This window comes from Nocardia colli, assembly GCF_008704205.1.
GTDB lineage: Bacteria > Actinomycetota > Actinomycetes > Mycobacteriales > Mycobacteriaceae > Nocardia > Nocardia colli.
In genome coordinates this window covers 65,142-86,933 of record NZ_VXLC01000037.1, presented here as the reverse complement: position 1 = coordinate 86,933, position 21,792 = coordinate 65,142, and the positions used below count along the sequence as shown (strand labels likewise).

21 protein-coding genes are annotated in these 21,792 nt (G+C 68.6%); 11 read left to right on the top strand and 10 right to left on the bottom strand.

Annotated features, from left to right (window positions below; translation table 11 throughout):
• Positions 1–3 precede the first annotated feature (3 nt).
• A complete protein-coding gene (locus tag F3087_RS42665; RefSeq protein WP_150407892.1) occupies positions 4–405 on the top strand; it encodes a PaaI family thioesterase in 402 nt (133 codons plus the stop codon).
• Here F3087_RS42665 and F3087_RS42660 read toward each other — a convergent pair.
• Together F3087_RS42660 and F3087_RS42655 are read right to left on the bottom strand one after the other, a co-directional pair.
• A complete protein-coding gene (locus F3087_RS42660; RefSeq protein ID WP_150407891.1) occupies positions 326–1,537 on the bottom strand; it encodes an MAB_1171c family putative transporter in 1,212 nt (403 codons plus the stop codon). The genes F3087_RS42665 and F3087_RS42660 overlap by 80 nt on opposite strands.
• 133 nt (positions 1,538–1,670) lie before the next feature.
• Positions 1,671–2,108 (bottom strand): DoxX family protein, encoded by a 438-nt coding sequence (locus F3087_RS42655; protein ID WP_150407890.1) that lies wholly within the window; start codon positions 2,106–2,108, stop codon positions 1,671–1,673.
• A gap of 98 nt (positions 2,109–2,206) precedes the next feature.
• Here F3087_RS42655 and F3087_RS42650 point away from each other — a divergent pair, with 98 nt between their 5' ends.
• Positions 2,207–2,773 carry a TetR/AcrR family transcriptional regulator gene (locus F3087_RS42650; protein WP_150407889.1) on the top strand — a complete coding sequence of 189 codons (567 nt, stop codon included), beginning with the start codon at positions 2,207–2,209 and terminating at the stop codon, positions 2,771–2,773.
• A 95-nt stretch (positions 2,774–2,868) separates the two neighbouring features.
• Positions 2,869–3,261, top strand: coding sequence for a hypothetical protein (locus F3087_RS42645; RefSeq protein ID WP_150407888.1), 393 nt, complete (start codon positions 2,869–2,871; stop codon positions 3,259–3,261).
• On the opposite strand, the gene F3087_RS47580 is transcribed toward F3087_RS42645, so the two are convergent.
• The gene (locus tag F3087_RS47580) at positions 3,171–3,413 is read right to left on the bottom strand and encodes a hypothetical protein (RefSeq protein ID WP_191094425.1); all 243 of its coding nucleotides are present in this window, start codon (positions 3,411–3,413) and stop codon (positions 3,171–3,173) included. The genes F3087_RS42645 and F3087_RS47580 overlap by 91 nt on opposite strands.
• 217 nt (positions 3,414–3,630) lie before the next feature.
• Here F3087_RS47580 and F3087_RS42640 point away from each other — a divergent pair, with 217 nt between their 5' ends.
• From F3087_RS42640 to F3087_RS46340, 8 genes are all read left to right on the top strand, one after another.
• Entirely contained in the window at positions 3,631–4,392 is a 762-nt protein-coding gene (locus F3087_RS42640) for an SDR family oxidoreductase (RefSeq protein WP_150407887.1), read from the top strand.
• A gap of 104 nt (positions 4,393–4,496) precedes the next feature.
• Entirely contained in the window at positions 4,497–5,645 is a 1,149-nt protein-coding gene (locus F3087_RS42635) for a sensor histidine kinase (RefSeq protein ID WP_223885781.1), read from the top strand.
• A complete protein-coding gene (locus F3087_RS42630; protein WP_150407886.1) occupies positions 5,642–6,307 on the top strand; it encodes a response regulator in 666 nt (221 codons plus the stop codon). The genes F3087_RS42635 and F3087_RS42630 overlap by 4 nt, the downstream gene beginning before the upstream one ends.
• A 75-nt stretch (positions 6,308–6,382) precedes the next feature.
• Positions 6,383–7,804, top strand: coding sequence for a nitrilase-related carbon-nitrogen hydrolase (locus F3087_RS42625; RefSeq protein ID WP_150407885.1), 1,422 nt, complete (start codon positions 6,383–6,385; stop codon positions 7,802–7,804).
• Positions 7,805–8,105: 301 nt separating this feature from the next.
• The gene (locus F3087_RS42620) at positions 8,106–9,407 is read left to right on the top strand and encodes an MFS transporter (RefSeq protein WP_150407904.1); all 1,302 of its coding nucleotides are present in this window, start codon (positions 8,106–8,108) and stop codon (positions 9,405–9,407) included.
• Between the two features lie 294 nt (positions 9,408–9,701).
• Complete coding sequence (locus F3087_RS42615) at positions 9,702–10,271, top strand: hypothetical protein (protein ID WP_150407884.1); 570 nt, start codon at positions 9,702–9,704, stop codon at positions 10,269–10,271.
• 423 nt (positions 10,272–10,694) lie between these two features.
• On the top strand, positions 10,695–11,276 hold the full coding sequence (locus tag F3087_RS42610; protein WP_150407883.1) for a hypothetical protein: 582 nt from the start codon (positions 10,695–10,697) through the stop codon (positions 11,274–11,276).
• A gap of 400 nt (positions 11,277–11,676) precedes the next feature.
• Positions 11,677–12,189: a hypothetical protein gene (locus tag F3087_RS46340; protein ID WP_191094424.1), complete on the top strand. Its 513-nt coding sequence runs from the start codon at positions 11,677–11,679 to the stop codon at positions 12,187–12,189.
• 117 nt (positions 12,190–12,306) lie between these two features.
• Here the strand turns inward: F3087_RS46340 and F3087_RS42600 are convergent, their stop codons facing one another.
• The 7 genes from F3087_RS42600 to F3087_RS42570 all read right to left on the bottom strand — a co-directional run bounded on the left by F3087_RS42600 (position 12,307) and on the right by F3087_RS42570 (position 21,778).
• Positions 12,307–13,086, bottom strand: a complete 780-nt coding sequence (locus tag F3087_RS42600) for a 3-oxoacyl-ACP reductase (protein ID WP_150407882.1) — start codon at positions 13,084–13,086, stop codon at positions 12,307–12,309.
• A 14-nt stretch (positions 13,087–13,100) separates the two neighbouring features.
• Positions 13,101–14,462, bottom strand: a complete 1,362-nt coding sequence (locus F3087_RS42595; protein ID WP_150407881.1) for an aldehyde dehydrogenase family protein — start codon at positions 14,460–14,462, stop codon at positions 13,101–13,103.
• A complete protein-coding gene (locus tag F3087_RS42590) occupies positions 14,459–15,223 on the bottom strand; it encodes a gamma-glutamyl-gamma-aminobutyrate hydrolase family protein (protein WP_223885780.1) in 765 nt (254 codons plus the stop codon). Before F3087_RS42590 ends, F3087_RS42595 begins: the two co-directional genes overlap by 4 nt.
• Positions 15,204–16,568 carry a glutamine synthetase family protein gene (locus tag F3087_RS42585; protein WP_150407879.1) on the bottom strand — a complete coding sequence of 455 codons (1,365 nt, stop codon included), beginning with the start codon at positions 16,566–16,568 and terminating at the stop codon, positions 15,204–15,206. Before F3087_RS42585 ends, F3087_RS42590 begins: the two co-directional genes overlap by 20 nt.
• A gap of 74 nt (positions 16,569–16,642) precedes the next feature.
• Positions 16,643–18,241, bottom strand: a complete 1,599-nt coding sequence (locus F3087_RS42580; RefSeq protein WP_223885779.1) for an ABC transporter substrate-binding protein — start codon at positions 18,239–18,241, stop codon at positions 16,643–16,645.
• A 26-nt stretch (positions 18,242–18,267) separates the two neighbouring features.
• Complete coding sequence (locus tag F3087_RS42575) at positions 18,268–20,202, bottom strand: hypothetical protein (protein ID WP_150407878.1); 1,935 nt, start codon at positions 20,200–20,202, stop codon at positions 18,268–18,270.
• 223 nt (positions 20,203–20,425) lie between these two features.
• Positions 20,426–21,778: a lipase family protein gene (locus F3087_RS42570; RefSeq protein ID WP_150407877.1), complete on the bottom strand. Its 1,353-nt coding sequence runs from the start codon at positions 21,776–21,778 to the stop codon at positions 20,426–20,428.
• Between the last annotated feature and the right edge of the window lie 14 nt (positions 21,779–21,792).

Below are 21,792 nucleotides of genomic sequence, written 5' to 3'. Positions count from 1 at the left end.
ACCATGATCGATGAGCCGGGCACCAAGCTGTTCCACCAGACCATGCCGTTCACCGAGCGGCTCGGCATCGAGGTGCTCGAGCACGGGCCCGACGTGGTGCGCAGCCGGATCGCCTGGGACGAGTCACTGTGCACCCTGGGCGGGATGCTGCACGGTGGCGTGCTGATGTCGCTGGCGGACGCGACCGGCGCGGTCTGCGCCTACCTGAACCTGCCCGAGGGCAAGGCGGGCACCACCACCGTCGAGTCGAAGACCAACTTCGTCCGGGCGGTCCGCTCCGGTTACGCCACCGCCTCGTCGACCGCGCTGCACGCCGGGCGCACGTTCATCGTGGTGGAGACCGAAATCCGCGATGACGCAGGCAAGCTGGTCGGGAAGGTGACGCAGACCCAGGCCGTGCTGTAGGCGAGCCGGAAGGAGTTGTCGCCGACCACACCCGGGCCAGATCGAGTAGTTGCCGGAGTTCGGTGTCGAAATCGTCGGCGAGCCACGGCAACTGCGCCGCATTGCCGGAACCGACCGGCCGCAGCCCGTTCTTCCTGGCGTGTGCGGCATGGGCCAGCTGTTGCGCGTAAGTGATTGTCGTCCAGTCAGATTGGACGTTCCTGACCGGGTCAGATCGCGGAACACCCGGCGCGGCAGGCAGATACGGTCCGAGATGGAGCAGCGCGTCCCGGATCTCGACGGTCATCCGGAGCAGCCGTGCCGTGGCGTCGACGCGCCGCGGCGCGGCCGGGGACAGCACGATCTCGGGCACCGCCGCAGTCAGATCTCGCCATAGCGGCAACAGTCTGCGACACGAGCGCGCCGCACTGTCCAGGCCCGCCTTCGTGCCGAGGACCCGGACCAGCGGGACGGCGACGATGGTGACGTTGACGATCACGCAGAGCGCGAAGATCGCCGCGATCCGCGGCAATTGCGGACCCAGCGCAGGCCACCCGGTGAACGTCTGGCTGATCGAAAGTGCCTGGCCGACCCAGATGTACGCGGTGGCGACGACCATGACGTAGAGCACGATCCGCTCCCAGATGGGCAGATCGCCGGACCGCAATTCGCGGACACCGACTCGGCTGAACAGCACCGTGTGCCACAGCAGCGGCACGCCGAAGGCGATGCCGGTGACGATGCCTTCCCAATCGGGTTTCATCGCGACCAGCCGTCCTTCGTTGCGGGCCGACGTTCCCGCGACAACGATCGTCACCGTCGCAGCCAGCGCAATCAGGCTGCGGACCCGGTGGTATCGCCACACGGCGCCCGGATCGGCGTCCGCCGACACTTCCGCCGACCTGGCGATCGTGGCCATGTACGTCGTGGTCATCACGATGCAGCCCAGCGCGAGCTGATTCGCCAGCGCGGTGAGGGTCGGGGTCAGCGTGCACCGGTACAGCAGCAGGCCGGCCAGACTCCACAGGAACAGCCGATTGATCACCTGGTCGAGCAGTGTGTCCCGGACCAGAAGCAGCCGCCCGCCCACGATGACCGCGATGTAGCCGATCACCGACCAGGCAACCGGTCCAGAGGTCAGCCACGTCGTCAATGCCGGTCCCCGGAACCCGACACTGCCTGCACTCCAGCGGTATACCGCCGGCCTCGACTCGCCATGGACTCACGACAACACGGCAAAGCCCGCTCTGGCAACAGTTCTCGTTGCCGGAGCGGGCTTTGTGCGTTCAGCCGAACAGGACCACACCCAGGGCCGCGAGGAAGACGACCTGGACGACGGCGCGCAGCGGGAGCGGCATGGTCTTGATGCCGAGGTCCGCCTTCGCGGCTCGAATGTTGGCCGGGAACAAGCAGATCAGCATCACGATCAGTGCGCCGGCGGCGAGCTTCGAGGTGGCCGGGATGAGCAGCCCGGCACCGCCCGCCAGTTCGAGGACGCCGGTGAGGGCGACCAGCGCGGCCGGGTTCGGCAGTTTCGGCGGCACCATCGCGACCAACGCCTCCCGCCGCGGGGACAGGAAGTGCGCGCTGGCGGTCAGCACGAACATGGCCGCCAGTCCGAGTGCCACGGCGTGCGGCCAGGAATCCAGCCATTCGGGTCCGGCCAACCAGCCGATGAGCCGGGCCAGTGCGGTCACGACGGCGAGTACAACCAGCGGTGCCATCAGGGTCTCCTACGTTCTAACGATCAATCTTGACAGTGGAAAGATTAGAACGAGGCCGCAAACTTGTCAATGGCTAGATTCTCGGGCACCATCGAGACATGGCGAAGAGCGGCTATCACCACGGCGATCTGCGGGCCACCATCCTGGCGGCGGCGGCCGACCAGATCGCGAGCGACGGCGTCGACGCGGTGTCCCTGCGCGAACTGGCCCGGCGGGCGGGCGTCTCGCACGCGGCGCCCGCACACCACTTCGGCGACCGGTCCGGCGTGCTGACCGCGCTGGCCATCGAGGGATTCGAACTGCTCAGCGCCGAGCTCGCGCAGGCCGCCGGCGACTTCCGCGAGGTCGCCGTCGCCTACATCCGGTTCGCGCGCGAGCATCCCGGGCATTTCGACGTGATGTTCCGGCACAGCCTGTTACGCGCCGACGATCCGCGCCTGGACGAGGCGCGCCTGCGGTCGGCGGCCGCGCTGCGCGCCGGAGTGTCGGTCGTCGCTCCCGGCAACGCTGAGCAACAGCAGGCCACGCAGCTGGCCGCCTGGTCGCTGGTGCACGGTTTCGCCGCGCTGTGGCGCGAAGGGGCGCTGGACAATTCGAGCCTGGCCGGGGACGCCGACCCCGAGGTCCTCGCGCGCCGTATGCTCGCCACCGTGCGCTTCGACTGACCGGCAAACTCCGCCGTCCGGCAGCAAATCCCGGACAACGCGAACAACCCGCGCGCGCGTACGGCACAGTGGGGCACCAGGATTGCGGAAAGGAGTTGGCGCCACCGCCGGTGGCCGCCGTCGACACCATGGACATCCATGCTTACCCGACCGAGTGCACCACCCCGGTGACCCTCGCCGAAGCCGAACGCCTCACCGAGCGCTACCTGTCCTTCGACGACGACGCCGGACGCGGGATCACCAATCGGATCACCGAATTCGACAGCTGCTTCGTCGTCGTCGCCATCTTCACCCCGCCGCCACCCACCGAAACCCGCACTCCGCCAAGCCCGCTGCCCATCGGCGGCACGGTGAGCACCATCGACAAGGCCAGCGGCGCCATCACCCTGTGGCCGACCTACCCGCCCGACCTGGTCGCCGAGCACCACGCCGCGGCGGTGCGCACCGACCGGCTGATCATCGAGGAAACCTGGCCTGCGAGTAGCTGATCACGCCAGCGCGGCGGTGATCCGGTGCCGGTCGTTATCGAGGGCGGCCGGCCGCTCGTCGCCGGGGCGACGGCCGACCACCGCACGGACGCGTCGTTCCAGACCACGAAATCGAAACGGCCGTCATGGATTACGGCCGGATTCGGCGTCATCGAATCGACCGGCCGCGGTAGCCGCGCCGGCTCCTCCCCCGGCTGCGGCGCGGCCACCGTATCGGCCGACCAGCTCCGATCGAACAGGTCCGCATGGTCGACGAGCAGGTGGCCGACCCCGGATTGTCACACCCGCGCACGCTGCTTCGTCATATCGGTGAAGAGCTGCTGCGGTGGCCGGGAGGCGACTCCCGGCCCGGGACGAGAGGGAACGACAATGACTGGGACGATTCTGGTTACCGGCGGGACCGGCACGTTGGGGCAGCATGTGGTTCCGCTGCTGGTGGCCGCGGGGGCGAAAGTGCGGCTGCTGAGCCGCAACCCGCACGAGCCGGTGGACGGCATCGAATATGTGACCGGCGACCTGCTCAAAGGCGAAGGGGTGGCGGCCGCGGTCGACGGGGTCGAGACCGTGCTGCACCTCGCGGGCGGACCGAAGGGTGACGACGTGGCCACCGCGCATCTGGTGGACGCGGCGGCACGCGCGGCGGTGGGCCACATCGTGTACATCTCGGTCATCGCGGCGGACGCGATCCCGCTGGGCTACTTCAGGGCCAAGGCGGAGGCGGAACAGATCATCGCCGGGTCGGGGGTGCCGTGGACGACGTTGCGCGCCGCGCAGTTCCACGATCTGGTGTTGAACGCGGTGCGCACGCTGGCGAAGTTGCCGGTGGTGCCGATTCCGGGCGGGGTGCGGTTGCAGCCGGTCGATTCGCGCGACGTCGCGGCGCGGCTGGTCGAACTGGTGCTGGACGAACCAGCCGGGCTGGTGCCGGATCTGGCCGGGCCGCGGGTGTATGAGCTGGCCGAGCTGGTGCGCGTCTACCTGCACGCGACCGGGAAGCGGCGGCCGCTGCTGCCGGTGCGGATGCCGGGTAAGGCAGGCAAGGTGTACCGGGCCGGCGCGAACATGACCTTCGACGGCACCCAGCTCGGCACGCGGACCTGGGAAGAGTTCCTCGCCGAGCAGATCGGCTGAGCCCGCTCGAAGTCGCGCTGCCGCAACCTCATCCGCAGGGGTGAGGGGGTATCAATCCGGAGAGTGAGGCGATCAGGCGGCCGAACGGTCCAGACTGATTGTTTGTGAGGCTAATCCGTGCGGCCACCCGGGCCGCGGACGACGCGACGCGGCGGCTGATCGAACGGGTCGAGCGCTTCCCGCCCGGCACGGTCGATGTCGTGCTGACCGTGGTGGTCACCCTCGTCACCGTCGGGCCCGCGGTCTTCGCGGACCAGCCCTGGTGGGTGATCGCGCTGTCGGCGGTCGCGTCCGTGCCGGTGCTGTGGCGGCGGCGCGCACCGCTCACGGTGTTCCTGGTGGTGGGCCCGGCCATGACCGTGCTCGCCTGCCTGCACGCCATGCCCGAACTGCCCTACGGCACCGTGGTCTGCGCGTACACCATCGCCGCGTACAGCCCGCCGGTGCGGCGGCGAGGGGCGTTCGTGGCCGGTGTGGCCGGCATCCTGATCTCCCTGGTCATTCCGGCCGAGAGCCCGGATTCCTATGCGTACGCGGCGATGTCCTTCCTCACCGCGTGGTCGCTGGGTACCGGTGTTCGCGCGCGGCGGGCGCAGATCGAGATGCTCGAGGAGCGCGCCCGGCGACTCGACGAGGAACGCCTCGCGGCCTTGGACCGGGAGCGCCTGCGGATCGCCAGGGACATGCACGACATCGTCACCCACTCGGTGGGCGCGATGATCGTCCAGGCCGAGACCGGTCCGCTGCTCACCGATCGAGCGCGGGCGGACGCCGCGTTCGCGAGCATCGCGGATACCGGCCGGGTTGCGGTGCAACAGCTTCGGCGCAGTCTCGATACGTTGCGCGGCGAATCCGCCGATCCGCGACACCAACCCGGCATCGAGGCGATCGCCGACCTGGTCGAGCTGTCGCGGCGGGGCGGGCTGGCCGCGTCGCTGGACGAGGACGGCGCGCGGCGTGCGGTGTCCGACGACGTAGCGGTCACCGCGTACCGGGTGGTGCAGGAAGCGTTGGCCAACACCATGAAGCACGCGCGCGCGACCGCGGTGCGGGTGTCGCTGCGCTGGTCGGATCAGCTGCTGACGGTGCGGGTTTCCGACGACGGCGCGGGCCGGGCGCGGTCGGCGCCCGGCGGGTACGGACTGCTCGGGATGCGCGAACGAGTCACCGGCGCCGGCGGAACGTTGCGACATGGCCCCTCGGACAACGGTTTCGACGTCGCCGCCGAACTGCCTCTCGGACAAAGGAGTTGAGCGTGCGCGTGCTCGTGGTAGACGACCAGGACCTGTTCCGGGCCGGTTTCGGCCTGATCCTCGGCGCCCAACCGGATATCACCGTGGTCGGCGAGGCCGCCGACGGACTGGAGGCGATCGAGAAAGCCCGCGCGCTGACCCCCGATGTGGTGGTCATGGACGTCAGGATGCCGCGCCTGGACGGCGTGGCCGCTACCCACCGGATCTGTGCCGAGACCTCAGCGAAAGTGTTGGTGCTCACCATGTTCGACCTCGACGAATATGTCTTCGATGCCCTGCGGGCGGGAGCCAGCGGATTCCTGCTCAAGGATGTGCGCCGCGACGAGTTGGTCGACGCGGTCCGCGTCGTCGCGGCCGGCGAGGCCCTGCTGGCGCCGACGGTCACCCGGCGGCTGATCGCCGAGCTCACCGGGCGCGGACATCCACGGCCCGAGCTCGCGCGGCGGCTCGGCGAGCTGACCGAACGGGAGCGAGATACGTTGCGGCAGTTGGCGCGTGGGCTCTCCAATGCCGAAGTCGCGGCGGCGCTGTCGGTCAGCGAGCACACGGTGAAGACGCATGTCAGCTCGGTGCTGGCGAAGCTCGGGCTACGGGATCGGGTGCAGGCGGTGGTGTTCGCGTATGAGGCAGGACTGGTGAAGCCGGGGGCTGTGGCCGGTTGATCCGTCGCACGAGTGAGGCGTGGTTCGGTCGTTTCGGCGATGTGCGGGACGGGTCGGGTGCCGAACATCTAAGTGGTGAAACGCTTTCTGTTCGCCGCGCTGGCGATCGTGACTTCCGCGCTGCTCTGGCATTTCGGTACCGGCTTGCGTCCGTTGCCCGGCTTGGCCTTTCTTGCTCCATTACCGGTGTTGCTGCTGGCGCCGAGGGTGTCCGCGGTGACGGCATTCCTCGCCGGGTACCTGTCCTGGCTCGGTGGCGAGCTGCAGATGTGGCCGTACTTCACCGAGACGCTCGAACAGCTGGTCCCGGTGACGGTGCTGCTGCTCGGTGGAACCGCGTTGCTGTTCGGTGGCATCGTCACGGTGACGCGCAGGCTGTTGCTCGGCGGGCGGGCAGGTTTGGCAGTCGTGGCACTGCCCACCGGTTGGGTGACGGTGGAATTCCTACTCGCAGTTGCGGGTCCGTTCGGTGCGTGGTGGAGCATCGCCTACACGCAGGCCGATGTGTTGCCCGTTATCCAGACGACCGCACTGACCGGGGCGTGGGGTGTCACCTTCCTGATCTTGCTGGTGCCGTCCGCGGTCGCGGTGTTGTTCGTTCCAGAAGTCACTCGGGCACAACGTCTTCGGGTGCTCGGCACGACTGCGGTTGCGCTGATTGCGGTCGGTGCGTTCGGTTTCTGGCGGCTAGCCGTTCCGCAGGAACACGATTCGGTGCGGGTGGGACTGGTCGCGGTGGCGCAGCCGCCGGACTACGTGCCCGTCGATTCGGCGGAAGGTCGCGACATGTTGATGCGGACCGTCGACGAGATCGAACGACTGGCCGACGCAGGTGCGCAAGCGGTGGTACTGCCGGAAAAAGCTTGGCGGGCCGATGATTCCACGCTCGCGGTGCTGTCCGGGCCGCTGACGGAGGTGGCGACGCGACGCAATATTCAGGTTGTCGCCGGGCTGATCCTCACCACCGGCGGCATCAGCTACAACGCCGCGATCGACTACCCGTCCGGGGTGCAGTACGCCAAGCACTACTTGATCACCGGGCTGGAGGACGAGCACCGGCCGGGCACTCGATGGCAGAACGTCCCCGGCCGGCCGTGGGCGTTGGCGATCTGCTACGACCTCGACCATCCGGACCTCGTGCTGGCGAACCAGCGCCGCGGCGCGACGTTACTGCTTGTTCCCGCACTCGATTTCACCAGCGACTACTGGCTGCACAGCCGGATGGCCGTGCTGCGCGGCGTCGAATCCGGAATGGGCGTCGCGCGCGCTCCGCAACTCGGGGAACTCGTGGCGAGCGATTCGCGCGGGCACGTACTCGCCTCCGCGACAACGGATGTCACAGTGACGCGGGCCATACTCGCCGATATCCCGCTCACGTCGGGCGGCACGGTGTACACCCGGTTCGGGAACTGGTTCGGCTGGACGTGCGTGGCTCTGTTCGGGGTCACCCTCGGCGGGGCGGCGTGGCGCAGGCGAACGACCTTCGGCCCGCACTGACGGGCGGCCTCGGCGACGAGCTGGCGCTGCCCGGTTGCGGCACCGTTATCAAGTCGTTACCATTCTGACATTCACGCACTTCACCGCAGGTAGCGACGTTCGTCCGGCGCGTACGCATCGGCGGGCCGCTGTTTGCGCGAAACGAAACGTGGGTATCGGTCTAATTCGTGCCCGGCCTCTGGTGTCAGAACTCCGGAGGCGGGCCGAAACGAGGTCCGTTCGTCGGGCTGGAGAGGACGCGCACGTGACTGACGGGGACCCCGAGAGTTTTCCACTACGGCGATCGGTCGCCGCTTCGGCGATGGGCAACGCCACCGAATGGTTCGACTACGGCGTCTACGCGGCGACGGCAACCTACCTGACCGACGCCTTCTTCCCCGGCGACCTCGGCACGCTCGGCACCATGCTCGGCTTCGCCGTCTCGTTCCTGCTGCGCCCGCTCGGCGGCATGGTGTGGGGTCCGCTCGGCGACCGGATCGGCCGAAAGGCCGTGCTGGCCACCACGATTCTGCTGATGGCCGCGGCCACCGGCGCCATCGGCCTGCTGCCGACCCATACCGAGATCGGCGTCTTCGCGCCGATCCTGCTCATCGCGCTGCGCGTCGTCCAGGGCTTCTCCACCGGCGGTGAATACGGCGGCGCCGCAACATATCTGGCCGAATGCGCGAGCGACAAACGCCGCGGATTCCTGGGCAGCTTCCTCGAATTCGGCACGCTGGCAGGCTTTGTCGGCGGTTCGGCGACGGTGCTCGTCTGCCAGCTCGCGTTCGGCTCGGACGCGATGCACAGCTGGGGCTGGCGCGTCCCGTTCCTGCTCGCCGTCCCGCTCGGCCTGGTCGGCTGGTACCTGCGCTCGAAACTCGACGAGAGCCCGGTGTTCAGCGAGGTCGCCGAGGAGGACACGAAGCATCCGCCCGGCGGCCTGCGTGGCCTGCGCGAACTGGTCACCACCTACCGGCGCGAGCTGCTCACCATGGCCGGGCTGGTCGTCGCCCTCAATGTCGTGAACTACACGCTGCTCACCTATCAGCCGACCTACCTGCAGAAGACCATCGGCATGAGCGAATCCGGCGCGACCACGATGATGCTGATCGGCCAGACCGTGATGATGGTGGTGCTGCCGTTCTTCGGCATGCTGTCCGACCGGATCGGCCGGCGGCCGATGTGGCTGTTCTCGCTGGTCGGTCTGGGTCTGCTGGCCATTCCGCTGTATTGGTTGATGGGTCAGGGCACCGCGTGGGCGATCACCGGCTTCGTCGTGCTCGGGTTGCTGTACGTCCCGCAGTTGTCCACGATCAGCTCCACCTTCCCGGCGATCTTCCCGACCCAGGTCCGCTACGCCGGCTTCGCGCTGGCCTACAACGTCTCCACCGCGGCGTTCGGCGGCACCGCCCCGCTGGTCAACGAGGCCGCGATCGAATGGACCGGCTGGTCGCTGTTCCCCGCCGCCTACATGGTCGGCGCGAGCATCGTCGGCCTGGTCGCCTGGTGCTTCCTGCGGGAAACCGCCGGAACGTCGCTGCGCGGCACCGAAGTCCCCGACGCAGGCGACGACCTCCCCCTGGACTCGATACTGCCCGGCAAGGCCGCAGTAGCCCCGTAAACGGCACCGAATGGGACATGGCTGAGCGACTTCTCGATGTTCGCCGCAGCCGTGTCCCGTTCACTGCCATCTCGTTTCGATTTCGAGGTTTGATTTCGTTCGATTGGGGAAAGCGGCGCGCTCCGGTAAATGGCCGGATCAAATCTATTCGAATTCGACCGGGTACGCGGTCGGGCCCCGATGACGGGTGACTTGCCTGCACTACCGGCGTCCTGCTCATTTCGAAGGATCGGCACTAACGTGTTGAGCGTTTGATCAGCATGTACCACTTCGAAACGAGAAGGGGCTACACATATGATTTGCAAGATCGGAGCCGCGGCCGCCGCTGGGCTGACCGCGACACTATTGCTAACCGGCGCCGCCGGGGCGAATACATTCCACAACGATCAATCGGTCGGTGGATTCACGGTGGTCAGCAAGCCGGACCCCGAGAAGTGCAAGGAAGACGGCAAGACGAAGAGCGATCCCGCTCCGAGCGGCACGGCGCCGAGTGACCCCGGTGCCGCCGGCAGCGACCAGTCCGGATCCGACCAGTCCGGCGCGAATTCGCCGTCGAATCCGCCGGCGTCCGAGCCGGCCGCAGGCATCCTGCCGAGCACCGGCAGCGCGACCGGCAAGACCACCCGCGAGCCCGGCGAAGCGGAGAAGGCTGCCCCGCAGAAGGAATGCAAGAGCACCGGCACCAAGGACGAGTCCGGCACCGGCACCAAGGATGAGTCGAGCACCGGCACGGGCACGGGCACGGGCACCCAGGATCAGACCGGCACCGGTACCGGCACCACCGATGGCACCAGCACCGCCCCGAGCACCGGCGACACAGTTCCTGTGCCGGCCCCGGGCAACACCTCGCGCACAACCCACTGAGACTCACCTCGGTGTAGCCCAGCAACTGAACAGACGATCGGCCCGCCCGACGTGTTCACCAACCACCCGCGCCACCGCGGCGGCAATCGCCGCTTCGAGCGGTAAGGGTCAGGCGTCGAAGCGAACCCGGAACTGTTCGGCGTCGTCGCCGTGCTGCTGCTCGGCGACGACGCACACCGGTTTCAGCTCCGCCCTCCGACGCAACAAGTCGGTCAAATTCTTCAGATCAACCGATCCGTCCCATTACCCCCGGTCGTCACGCCAAAAGTGGACGCGGCGACCCCTCGGTGACCCGAGTACAGTCCGCCACGCCGAGCCCATTTCATACCGACCAGTTTTGCTCATTGTGATGTGAGCCACTAACGTGTTGAACGTTTGATCACATGTACGGATGTACCACTTCGATTAGAGAAGGGGCTCCACATGAAAATCATGCTAGGAACCGCGGCAGCGGCAGCGCTGACCGCGTCTCTCGTATTCGCCGGCGTCGCCGGTGCCGAAACCCCGCAGGTCGGCGGATTCGCGGCCGCCAGCGATCCCGCTCCCCCGGCGGCCGGAGCTCAAGGCGGTGCGCAGGTCGGCCCGAACGGCGGAGCCGCACAGGGCGGCGCACAAGCCCCCGGTGCGGGCGCTCAAGGCGGTGGGCAGGTCAGCCCCAACGGCGGCGGCGCACAAGGTGGCGTCCAGACCCCAGGCGGCGGCGCACAGGGCGGCGGCCAGGTCGACCCGAAGGGTGGCGGCGCACAGGGTGGCGTCCAGACCCCCGGCGGCGGAGGCCAGGGTGGCGCACAAGTCGGCCCCAATGGCGGCGGCGCGCAGGGCGGTGTCCAAACGCCGCCCATGCCGGACTTGAACAGCCTGCCGGGCGCGAATCTCCTGCCTCCGGGCATCCTGCCGGGCGCACCCGCACCGGCTCCCGGCGGTGCCGGAGCCGCACCCAGTGCACCGGCGGCGGGCGCACCCGCACTGCCGAACTTGAGCAACATGTTCGGCTTCGGCGGCTGAACGCAGTGAGGCAACGCAGCCAGTGCAGCCGGGCAATCAAACCGGCTCATCGTCGGAATGCACCCCGGTGCAATTCGATGCCCGAACTGGCGATCGGCCCGCTCGACGCATTCATCGACAATCTACGGTGCCGCCGGTGCGGCAGCGGCGGCTCACTCGAGCCGTAAGGATTGCGCGTCGAAGCAAAGCCGAATTGGTCGGCGTCGTCGCCGAGTCCGACACTCGGCGACGACCTGCCGACCCGATAGTGAACCGATGCCCGCGGGGACGGCGCCCGAATTCGTCGACGGCATGTCCCCTGCAAGGCGGGCGGTTTTTCGCATTGTGCTGAGCCGCTGGCGGTTGAGCGTTTGAATAAACATGCACTCATGTACCACTTCGAGACGAGAAGGGGCTACACATGAAGATTCTGCTAGGAACCGCGGCCGCCGCAGGCGTCACCGCGACACTCTTGTTCGGCGGCGTCGCCGAGGCCAACCAGCCGCCCGCCGCGGGCGCCCCGTCCACACCCGGCACCAGCCAGCCGGGCGGCGCGGGCGGCGGTGCGGCGCAGCCAGGCGGCGCGGGCGGCGGCGCCGCTCAGCCAGGCGGCGGTGCAGCTCAACCGGGCGGCGCGGGCGGCGGTGCGGCCCAGCCAGGCGGCGCAGGCGGCGCGACCCAGCCAGGTACAGACGGCGGTGCCGGTGCGGGCGGCGGCTCGCCGCAAGCCGCACCGGGTGGCGGCGGTGCACCATCCCAAAGCGAACAGCTGAAATCGGGTGGCGCAGGCAGCCCGACAGACCCCGGTCTCGCAGCCAACGTGGAGAAGCTGACGCAGAGCCTGACCGAACTGAACAACCTGTTGAAGCCCCCGGCTGCCCCGGCACCCCCGCCGGAGGCAACGCCCGCCGCTCCGCCGGCGGCGACGCCTTAGCGACTTCACCATCCGGTCGTCTCCGCGACGCACGATTCTGCGATTCGCCGGCCGACCACCGCGAACTCCCGCAACCTTCCTCAGGAAGTGTTGCGGGAGTTCACTTTTGGACAGATCCTACAGCGGCGTCACGTAAGCGCCGGAGATACCACCGTCCACCAGGAACTGCGACGCCGTGATGAACGAGGCATCATCGCTGGCGAGAAACGCTACGGCGGCGGCGATTTCCTCGGGCTCGGCGAAACGTCCCGTCGGGATGTGCACCAGCCTGCGGGCCGCCCGCTCCGGATCCTTGGCGAAAAGCTCCTGCAACAACGGCGTGTTCACCGGCCCGGGACACAGCGCGTTGACCCGGATGCCGTTGCGCGCGAACTGAACTCCGAGCTCACGACTCATCGCCAGCACACCACCCTTAGAGGCGGTGTAGGAGATCTGCGAGGTGGCCGCGCCCATCACCGCGACGAACGAGGCGGTATTGATCACCGACCCCTTACCGCGTTCGAGCATGTGCCCGATGGCGTACTTGCTGCACAGGTACACCGAGGTCAGGTTGACCTCCTGCACCCGTTTCCACGCGTCGAGCCCCGTGGTGAGGATCGAATCGTCTTCCGGCGGTGAGATTCCCGCGTTGTTGAAGGCGATATCGAGCCCGCCGTAGGTGTCGACGGCGGCCTGGAACAGTGCTTCGACCTGTGCCTCGTCGGTCACGTCGACCTTGACGTACAAGCCGCCGACCTCGGCGGCGGCCGCCTCACCGCTGGTGGCGTCGATGTCGGCGACCACCACCTTCGCCCCCTCGGCGGCGAAGCGGCGGACCGTGGCGAGGCCGATGCCGCTCCCGCCGCCGGTGACGACGGCGACTCGATCCTGTAAGCGCTGCAAGGCATCTCCTGTCATATTCAGCGATCGGTTCACTGGGTGGCGATGAAAACGTTCTTGGTTTCGGTGAACGCCAGCGCGGCGTCGGGTCCGAGCTCACGCCCGAGCCCGGACTGTTTGAAGCCGCCGAACGGCGTCCAATACCGCACGGAGGAATGCGAATTCACCGACAGGTTCCCGGCCTCGACCGCGCGCGAGACGCGCAGCGCCCGGCCGACGTCGTTGGTCCAGATGGAGCCGGACAGCCCGTACTCGGTGTCGTTGGCGATCCGGATGGCGTCGGCCTCGTCCTCGAACGGGAGCACCGCGACCACCGGGCCGAACACCTCCTCGGTGAGCACCCGGTCGGTGGGCGAGTCCGGCAGCACCACCGTTGGCGGATACCAGAATCCGGGCCCGTTGGGCTGCTCGCCGGTGAACGCGATCTTGGTCGACGCCTCGATGAACCCGGCCACCCGCTCGCGGTGCGCGCCAGAGATCAGCGGCCCCATCTCGGTGGACTCCTGCGTCGGATCGCCGACCTTCACCCCGCGCACCGCGGGCTCCAGCAGCTCCAGGAACTTGTCGAAGACACTGCGCTGCACCAGAATCCGCGACCGCGCGCAGCAGTCCTGCCCCGCATTGTCGAACACCCCGTACGGTGCGGTGGCCGCCGCCCGCTCCAGATCCGAATCGGCGAACACGATATTCGCGCTCTTGCCGCCGAGTTCGAGGGTCACCCGCTTCACCTGCTGCGCGCAACCGGCCATGATCTGCGTGCCGATCTCGGTCGAACCGGTGAACACCACCTTGCGCACCGCGGGATGGGTGACGAACCGATGCCCGACCACCGAACCCTTACCCGGCAGAACCTGAAAGACGTGCTCCGGCAAGCCCGCTTCGAGCGCGAGCTCACCCAGGCGGATCGCGGTCAACGGCGTCAGTTCGGCAGGCTTGAGCACCACCGTGTTCCCCGCCGCCAGCGCGGGCGCGAATCCCCACGCCGCGATCGGCATCGGGAAGTTCCACGGCACGATGATCCCGACCACGCCGAGCGGCTCGTGGAAGGTGATGTCCACCCCGCCCGCGACCGGAATCTGGTTGCCCAGCAACCGTTCCGGGATGCCGGCCGCATAGTGCAGCAGGTCGCGGACATTGCCCGCCTCCCAGCGTGCGTTGCCGATGGTGTGCCCGGAGTTGGCGACCTCGAGCTGGGCCAGCTCCTCCAGATGCGCGTCGACGACGTCGCCGAACCGGCGCAGCATCCGGGCCCGTTCCCCCGGCGCCACCTCACGCCAGGTGACCCCCGCCCATTGCGCCCGCTCGATCGCGGCGTCCGTCTCGGCCTCGCCGACCAGGTCGACCCGCGCCACCACCTCTTCGGTCGCCGGGTTGACCACCTGCGCTGTCGTCACGAATTCCGCTCCCTTCGATAGTCTTCGGCCGCCGCGACCAGCGCCCTGATCAACCGGCGGTCGACCGCATCCACCTCCGGATGCCATTGCACGCCGACCAGAAACGGGCCGTCCGCCGCCTCCGCCGCCTCGATGGTGCCGTCCGCCGCGTGCGCGGTGGCCACCAGCTCCGCGGCCAGCACGTCGATCGCCTGATGATGGTGGCAGTTGGCCTTCACCTGCGGCCCCGCGATCGCCGCGACCTTGCTACCGGGCACGGTCACCACCTCGGTGACGGTGAAGCCGCCGACGGTGCCCGAATGCTCGGCGTGCCCGACCAGGTCGGGCAGGTGCTGGCTCAGCGTGCCGCCCAGCGCGACGTTGACCACCTGCAAACCGCGACAGACCGCCAGCACCGGCAGTTGCGCCGCCCGGGCCAGCGCGTACAGCTCGAACTCGGACTCGTCCCGATCGGGCCGGGTGTAGGTGAGCGCGTGCTCGGCCGCCCCGTAGCGGGCCGGCGACACGTCGGCGCCGCCGGTCAGCACCAGCCCGTCCAGCCGCGCGATCAGCTCCGCCCAGGCCACCCCGACCGGCGGCAACAGCACCGGAATCCCGCCGGCCTCCACCACCATCTGCACATAGCTGGCGGGCAGCACGGCGCTGTCGACATTCCAGGAACCGAAACGCGCAGGCTCCAGGTAGGTCGGCAAGCCGATCACGGGCCGCGGCCCGCTGTGCACAACTCCGGTGGGCTGAGCCTCAGAGTCGTTCGAATCCACGAATACGCTCCCAGTCGGTGACGGCGGCGTCGAAGGCGTCCAGCTCGACCTTCGCCGCATTGCGGTAGTGCTCCACTACATCATCACCGAACGCGGTCCGCGCCACCTTGCTGTCCCCGAACAGCTGCGCGGCCTCGCGCAGCGTGCGCGGCACCCGGGGCCGCTCCGACCGATAGGCATTGCCGTTGAACTCCGGCTCCAGCGGCAGCCGCTGCTCGATGCCGTGCAGCCCGGCCGCGATCGCGGCGGCCACCGCGAGATACGGGTTCACGTCGCCGCCGGGCACCCGGTTCTCCAGCCGCAGCGACTGCCCGTGCCCGACCACGCGCAGCGCGCAGGTCCGGTTGTCCCGGCCCCAGGCGACCGCGGTCGGCGCGAAGCTGCCCGGCACGAATCGCTTGTAGGAGTTGATGTTCGGCGCGAGCAGGTAGGTGAACTCGCGCAGGCAGTCCAGCTGCCCCGCGACGAAATGCCGCATCAGCGGGGAGAATCCGTTCTCCTCGTCGCCGGCCAGCACCGCCTCGCCGGATTCGCCGCGCAGGCTGATATGGATATGGCACGAGTTCCCCTCGCGCTCATTGTATTTCGCCATGAAGGACAGACTGCGCCCCGTCTGGGCGGCGATCTCCTTCGCACCGGTCTTGTAGATGCTGTGGTTGTCGCAGGTCTTCAGCGCCTCGTCGAAGCGGAACGTGATCTCGTGCTGACCGGGGTTGCACTCCCCCTTGGCCGACTCGACATACATTCCCGCGCCGTCCATTTCGGTGCGGATGCGGCGCAGCAGCGGCTCGATGCGCCCGGTGCCGAGCAGCGAATAGTCGACGTTGTACTGATTGGCCGGGCGCAGATCGCGATAGCCCGCCGACCAGGCCGCCTCGTAACTGTCGTCGAACACCAGGAATTCGAGTTCGGTGCCGACGAACGCGCGCAGCCCGCGCTCGGCCAGCCGATCCAGTTGCGCGCGCAGCACCTGCCGCGGCGACACCCCGACGGGTTCCCCCTCGGGCGCGACCTTCTCGACATCGCACAGCACCAGCGCGGTGCCGGGCCACCACGGCACCAGCCGCAGCGTGTCCAGGTCCGGGCGCAGCACGAAGTCCCCGTATCCGGTGTCCCACGACGAGATCGCATACCCGTCGACCGTCGCCATGTCCACGTCGACGGCGAGCAGATAGTTGCACGCCTCGGTTGCGTGCCGCACCACCTCGTCCAGGAAATACTGTGCCGCGCAACGCTTTCCCTGCAATCGACCCTGCATGTCGGTCATCGCGACCAACACCGTGTCGATCTCCCCGACCGCGACCAGCTCCCGCAACCGCGCCAGACTCAACATCCCGCTACGCATCCACAGCCCCTCTCGGCACCAACCGTGCCCACGCTAGAGCAAAAGCCGGACATTTGTGATCGGACACACAAACTTCAGCGCGGGCAGGCCGGGACGGATTCGCCGGGCCTGGCCTCGACGGTAGGCACGAACGGCGGCCGGTCCACCGCGGTGGCGATCGGGCACAGCCGGACGACCCGCGGACCGGGGCCGGTGCGGTTGCCGCTGTTGTCGAAGACGATCGGACCGCCCGCGCCGGGGACCGCCGAGTCCGGCGAGGTGAACCCGCTGATGGCCGTGTTCACCTCGCTGCGCCGCACCGGCGTGGTGCTGGCGATGCCACCACCACGCAACGCCGTGTCGATGGTGGTCAGGGCGTCGTAGGCGTTGACCGCCCAGCCGTCGCCGACGTGCGCGAGATCGAAACCGGCCTCCCGATAGGCGTTCTCGAACACGGTCCAGTTCGGATTGCCCGGCTGCGGTCCGTCCGCGCCCGCCACCAGCGTGAACAGCATCCGCACCCGGCCGTCGGCGAAGCTGCGCGAGCCGAGAGCCTTCGTCCGCAGATCCTCCAGCGCAGATTCCGACTCGACGGTGCGCACGCGGTTGCCGTCGGAGGTGCTGACCACCGTCACCGAGGTCGCCGCGCATTGGCCGTTCGTGTAGGCCTCGTCGAGCGCGTAGAGCAGCCGGCCCAGATCGCGTCCGCGGGCGATATAGGCGACCGTCACGTCTTTCGCGGTGGCGCACAGGCGTTTCGCCGTCTGCGGCACGGTGCTCGGCTCCGTGGTGTCGAACTTGACCTCCACCAGATTGCCGCCGTACTGGCGTTGCAGGAACGGCAAGGTGGTGCAGGTGTACGGGTCCGATCCGCCGATCGGCACCATGATGAAGTCCGGCCTGGCACTCACCACCGCGCCGATCGCCTGCACCTGAACCGCCGATCGAAACGCGACCCGGTAGTAGTAGTCCCGGGCGATGCCGCGCCAGTAGGTGATGTCCTTGTCGCAGCCGTCGAAGACCGGCTGGTCGCCGCGCGAGCCGTCCTGATCGAAGCCCTCCGCGGTGACCACGTCCGCGACCATCGGAATCTTCGCCGCGGCAAGCACTTCCGCGACATCGGCGGTGGTCTGGTGACTCAGGCCGATGCCGGCGACGGCGATCACCTCGGAGCGGCCGGCCAGCTTGCGCGCGACCCCGATCGGGTCCCCGTTGCCGCCGTAGTCACCGAGCTGGCCGACGACGAGCTTCATCGGATGCAGGCACCCGGTGCCGTTGGCCCGGCGCTGCCCGGCGGCCATGCCCTCCAATTCGTGCACGGCTCGGCTGCCCGCCAGCTGGTCGGTCATGGTCAGCAGTACGCCGACGGTCGCGGGGGTGCCTGGGCACACGTTCGTGGCCGCGCGGTTCTGCTCGGCGATGACGCGCAACACCGGCGCGAACGCGTCGAGGCCGAAAGCGTAAGGACCATCGGACAATCCGACACAGCGGTCGCCGGCCTGCCAGGCGTCCGAGTCGGGCAGCCTGCCCTCGTTGCAGGTGACGAAGCGATGAATCGGCCCCCGGAAGACCAGCCCGGTACCCGCCGCTACCAGCAGCGTGAGCACCAAAGCCACCCTCGCCCAGTCGGTCCAGCGGCGCGGGAAGGATCGGTCCGGCTTCGGAATGATCCACAACCAGTATCGCGATGCCACGACCGTCCTCCTTCTGCCGAAGCGAGTTACTGGAATTGGTTCGCCAGGCGGCGATATCTGGTGGCGCGCAACAGGAACGGCGCGCTGTCCGGTGCGTGATCGGACACCTGTTCGTAGCTGTGCGCGATCCGCGAGCACAGCGTCGATTTCTGCTCCGGTGCGCTGATCCGGATATCCGATTCGAACGCAGGCACCAATGCGACCAGCACCGCGATGTGATCCTCCAGCGACCGAGGACGACCGGGACCATCGATGAGATCGCTGTCGCGCCGCCCCGGATCGGGGGTTTCGACGATCTCGTCGAACAGCCGCAGCCACTGCGACGAAGCCAGCTGCGGCAACTTCTCCGCGAGTTCACCGACTACCGCGCCACGACCGTCCAGCAGCCGCGCGTGATGCAATCTGCTCGCCTGATCGTCCGCGGCGACACCGTCGCGCAACCGGCCGAGCACCTGCGCCCACCCCTGTCCGTCGGTCCGGGCGTGCAGCGCGCGCAGACCGAGCAGCCGCGCCAGTGCGGGCAGCTTCTCCTCGGCGCCCGGCGCGGCCGGTGCCCAGAGCGACCGGGACTTGTAAAACGGCGAATCGTGTTCGACCCCGCCGGGCAGCAGTGCGACCAATCCCAGCGCCTCGTTCTTGCCGCGGGCCGCGGATACCGTGACCAGCGCGGTCGCCAGCTCCCGGCGCAGCAGTTTGTGCACGCTCAAACCCCGGCCGAAGATGCGCAGCAGGTACTGCTCGACGGTGGTGCCTGCCTCTGGACCCGGGCTGCGTAGCAGTGCGTCCAGGTCGCCGAGCAGGTCCCGCTCGCGCTTGATCCTGCGGAGCAGGTAATCCGTGGCCGCCGGATGTCCTCGGGTCAGCCGGTATACCGACTCGCCGATGCGCTCCGACTGGTACTGGTCGACCTCCTTGGCCATCAGCCGTACGTCGCGCTCGCTCAGTTCGGGCAGTCGCACTCGGGCCCACGGCGCGTCGGCCGTCCCGATCCGCGCCGGATCGAGCGGTGCCGTCCACACCGCGGGCGGGGGCACCTGCCCGGCCAGTTCGTCCACCAGGACGCCGGAGCTGGTGGTCACCACCGTCAGCGGATCGGTCAGCCCGGTGCCGACGGCCGCGATCGACTCCCGAACCCGCAGCAGGGAACCGGTGAACGAGGCGGCAGCGGGTGCGTCGCCGTCATCGATGAGCACCAGGACGTTCGAGGTCCGCCGGCCGACCTTGGCGACACTGTGCCGCAGGTCCGCGAGCAGCGCGCCGACCAGGACGTCGTCGACGTCGCGGCGGATGGCCGGGTCGGTGCTCCGCGCGTTTCGGCTCAGCCCGATGAGCGCGGGCTCCCAGTTGAAGAGCAGGCCGAGATCCTGGTGCCCGAACCACGCGGCCTTCGGGCGCCAGGTGAATCGGCTCAGCAGCCGCCCGCGCATCAACCGGCCGACCAGCGCGCCGGCCAACCGGTTCACCATGCCGGGCGGGATCACACCGACCCCGGGCACATTGATGTTGGCCGCCAGCGCACCGGCCATCTCGATCAGGTCGCGGACGAACCCCATCAGTGCGGCGCGGTCCTGGTACCGGTCGAGCAGCTCGGTCAGCCGCTCCAGCTGCGCCTGCGTGGTCAGACCGGAGAAGTCCTCGGCGATCACGATCTGTGCGATGAGCACCCTGGGGAACGCAACGGCGTAGCCGGGGATATCCACGCTCAGCCCCAGCATGACGGCGGCCAGCACCGTCCGCACCGGATCGGTGACGTTGAAGGGCAACTCGAGCGGCCGGACCAGCACCGAGGGCGTGTGTCCTTGCCACTTCTCGAGCACCTTGTTCAGTACGGCGGTCCGTCCGGAACCGCCGCAACCTTCCACGACCAGAACCGGTTTCGGCGTCGCCGCAGCGGACGTCGCCGGAATAGTGATCAAATTATCGATCAGTTCGAGTAGATCGGTGCGCCCCACAAACACCAAGCATCGCCTCCCTGGGCTTGGCGCCACCCTAACAACAACTATTCGGCGCAACAACCGTATCCAGCTCTGAGACAACGTAATTAGGGGTAAAAATCAGACTGCCCGCCGATAACAGACCACTCAAACCAACCAGCCCGAACGTTAAAGGGGGCGTATCCGGTTTCTTCGAGCGAGTTCGGGCTGTGCGAAATACAACGACGGCTTATCCGTGCGCAGCGATTACTCAGGAGTTACCGGCGAGTCGAATCCGCGCTTCCCCGGCCGGTTGCCGCAACGCCCGAATCGGGCGGCCGAAGAGCATGCGGGTGACGACGCGGGCGAAGTCGAGATGACCGGCAATGGCGCTGCGCGAGAAGGCGAGTGACCAGACGGTTTCGGTGACGGCCGGGGCCGGTTCGCGGTGGGCGAAGCGGTCCGCGAGCCAGTCGATCATCACCGGGAGGGCGATGTATTGCAGGAGCAGGTGGGTGCTGAGGCGGTCGCGGAGGTAGCGCACGTGAGTGCCGGCGGCGGTGTAGCGGGCGACGTGCGCGTCCACGTCGGCGACGGCGATGACCTCGTCGTAGACGCCCTGTAGAACGAGCAGCGGCATGGCCGGTGTGCGGCGGCCGGGCTGGATGTCGCCCAGAACCCGTTGGAGTTCGGGCGAATCCAGGAGTGCCGTCAGGCCGCCGCGGCAGTGCTTGTCGATGTCGCGGCGGGCGAAGCGGTACAGGAGCTGGAAGGTCGCGGTGGCTTCGGTCTGGGCGAGCCAGCCGAGGTAGCGTGCGTCCAGGTGGGTGCGCAGGAGTAGGTCGAGATCGGGATACGCGCGGCGCAGTCCGGCGGTGAAGACCGCGGCGAAGCCGGCGAAGAGCGAACCGTTGAGCCGGACGAATGCGGCGGCGGGGTCACCGACCGGCGAGGCGGCGACCGCGCCGACGATGTTCAGTTCCGGTGCGTATTCGGCGGCCAGCTCCGCGGCCCACGCGGTGGCCAGGCCGCCGCCCGAATAACCCCACAGCGCAACGGATGTGGCCCGGTCGAGGCCGAGCGGCGCGAAGCCCAGGCTCGCCCGGATCGCATCGAGCGCCCGGTAGCCGGGCTCGCGCGCCACCCCGAATCGGCCCGCGGTTCCGCCGTGATCGGGCACCGACACCGCCCAGCCACGGGCCAGCGCGCTGACGACGAGTGGCAACTCCAGCTGCGGAATCGACCCGGCCGCTCGCGCGCCGCGCCGAAGCGCATAGGAGGGAAGGCATTTCGAGGCGACGGCGTCGATCGCGCACTGGAACGAGACGAGCGGGCGCGGCGCGGCGGGGTCCACGCCCCATGGCAGCAGCACGGTGGTGACCGCGACCTCGGGGACGTTGTCCAGGTCGCAGGTGCGGTAAAGCAGCTGCCAGGCCGAGACCCGCTGCGGCACAACGCCGAACAGCGCGATCTCGACCTCCCTGGTACGGACGATGGCACCGGGCCGCAGCTGCCCGAGCGCGGGCGGTGGCGCGTAGAACGGATCCGCCTCGGGCAACAGCGGATAGGTGGAGCGCGGTTCGACGAGCGGACCGATGACACCCGCAGCGGGGTCGGCACTCATGGTGTTCATCCTCT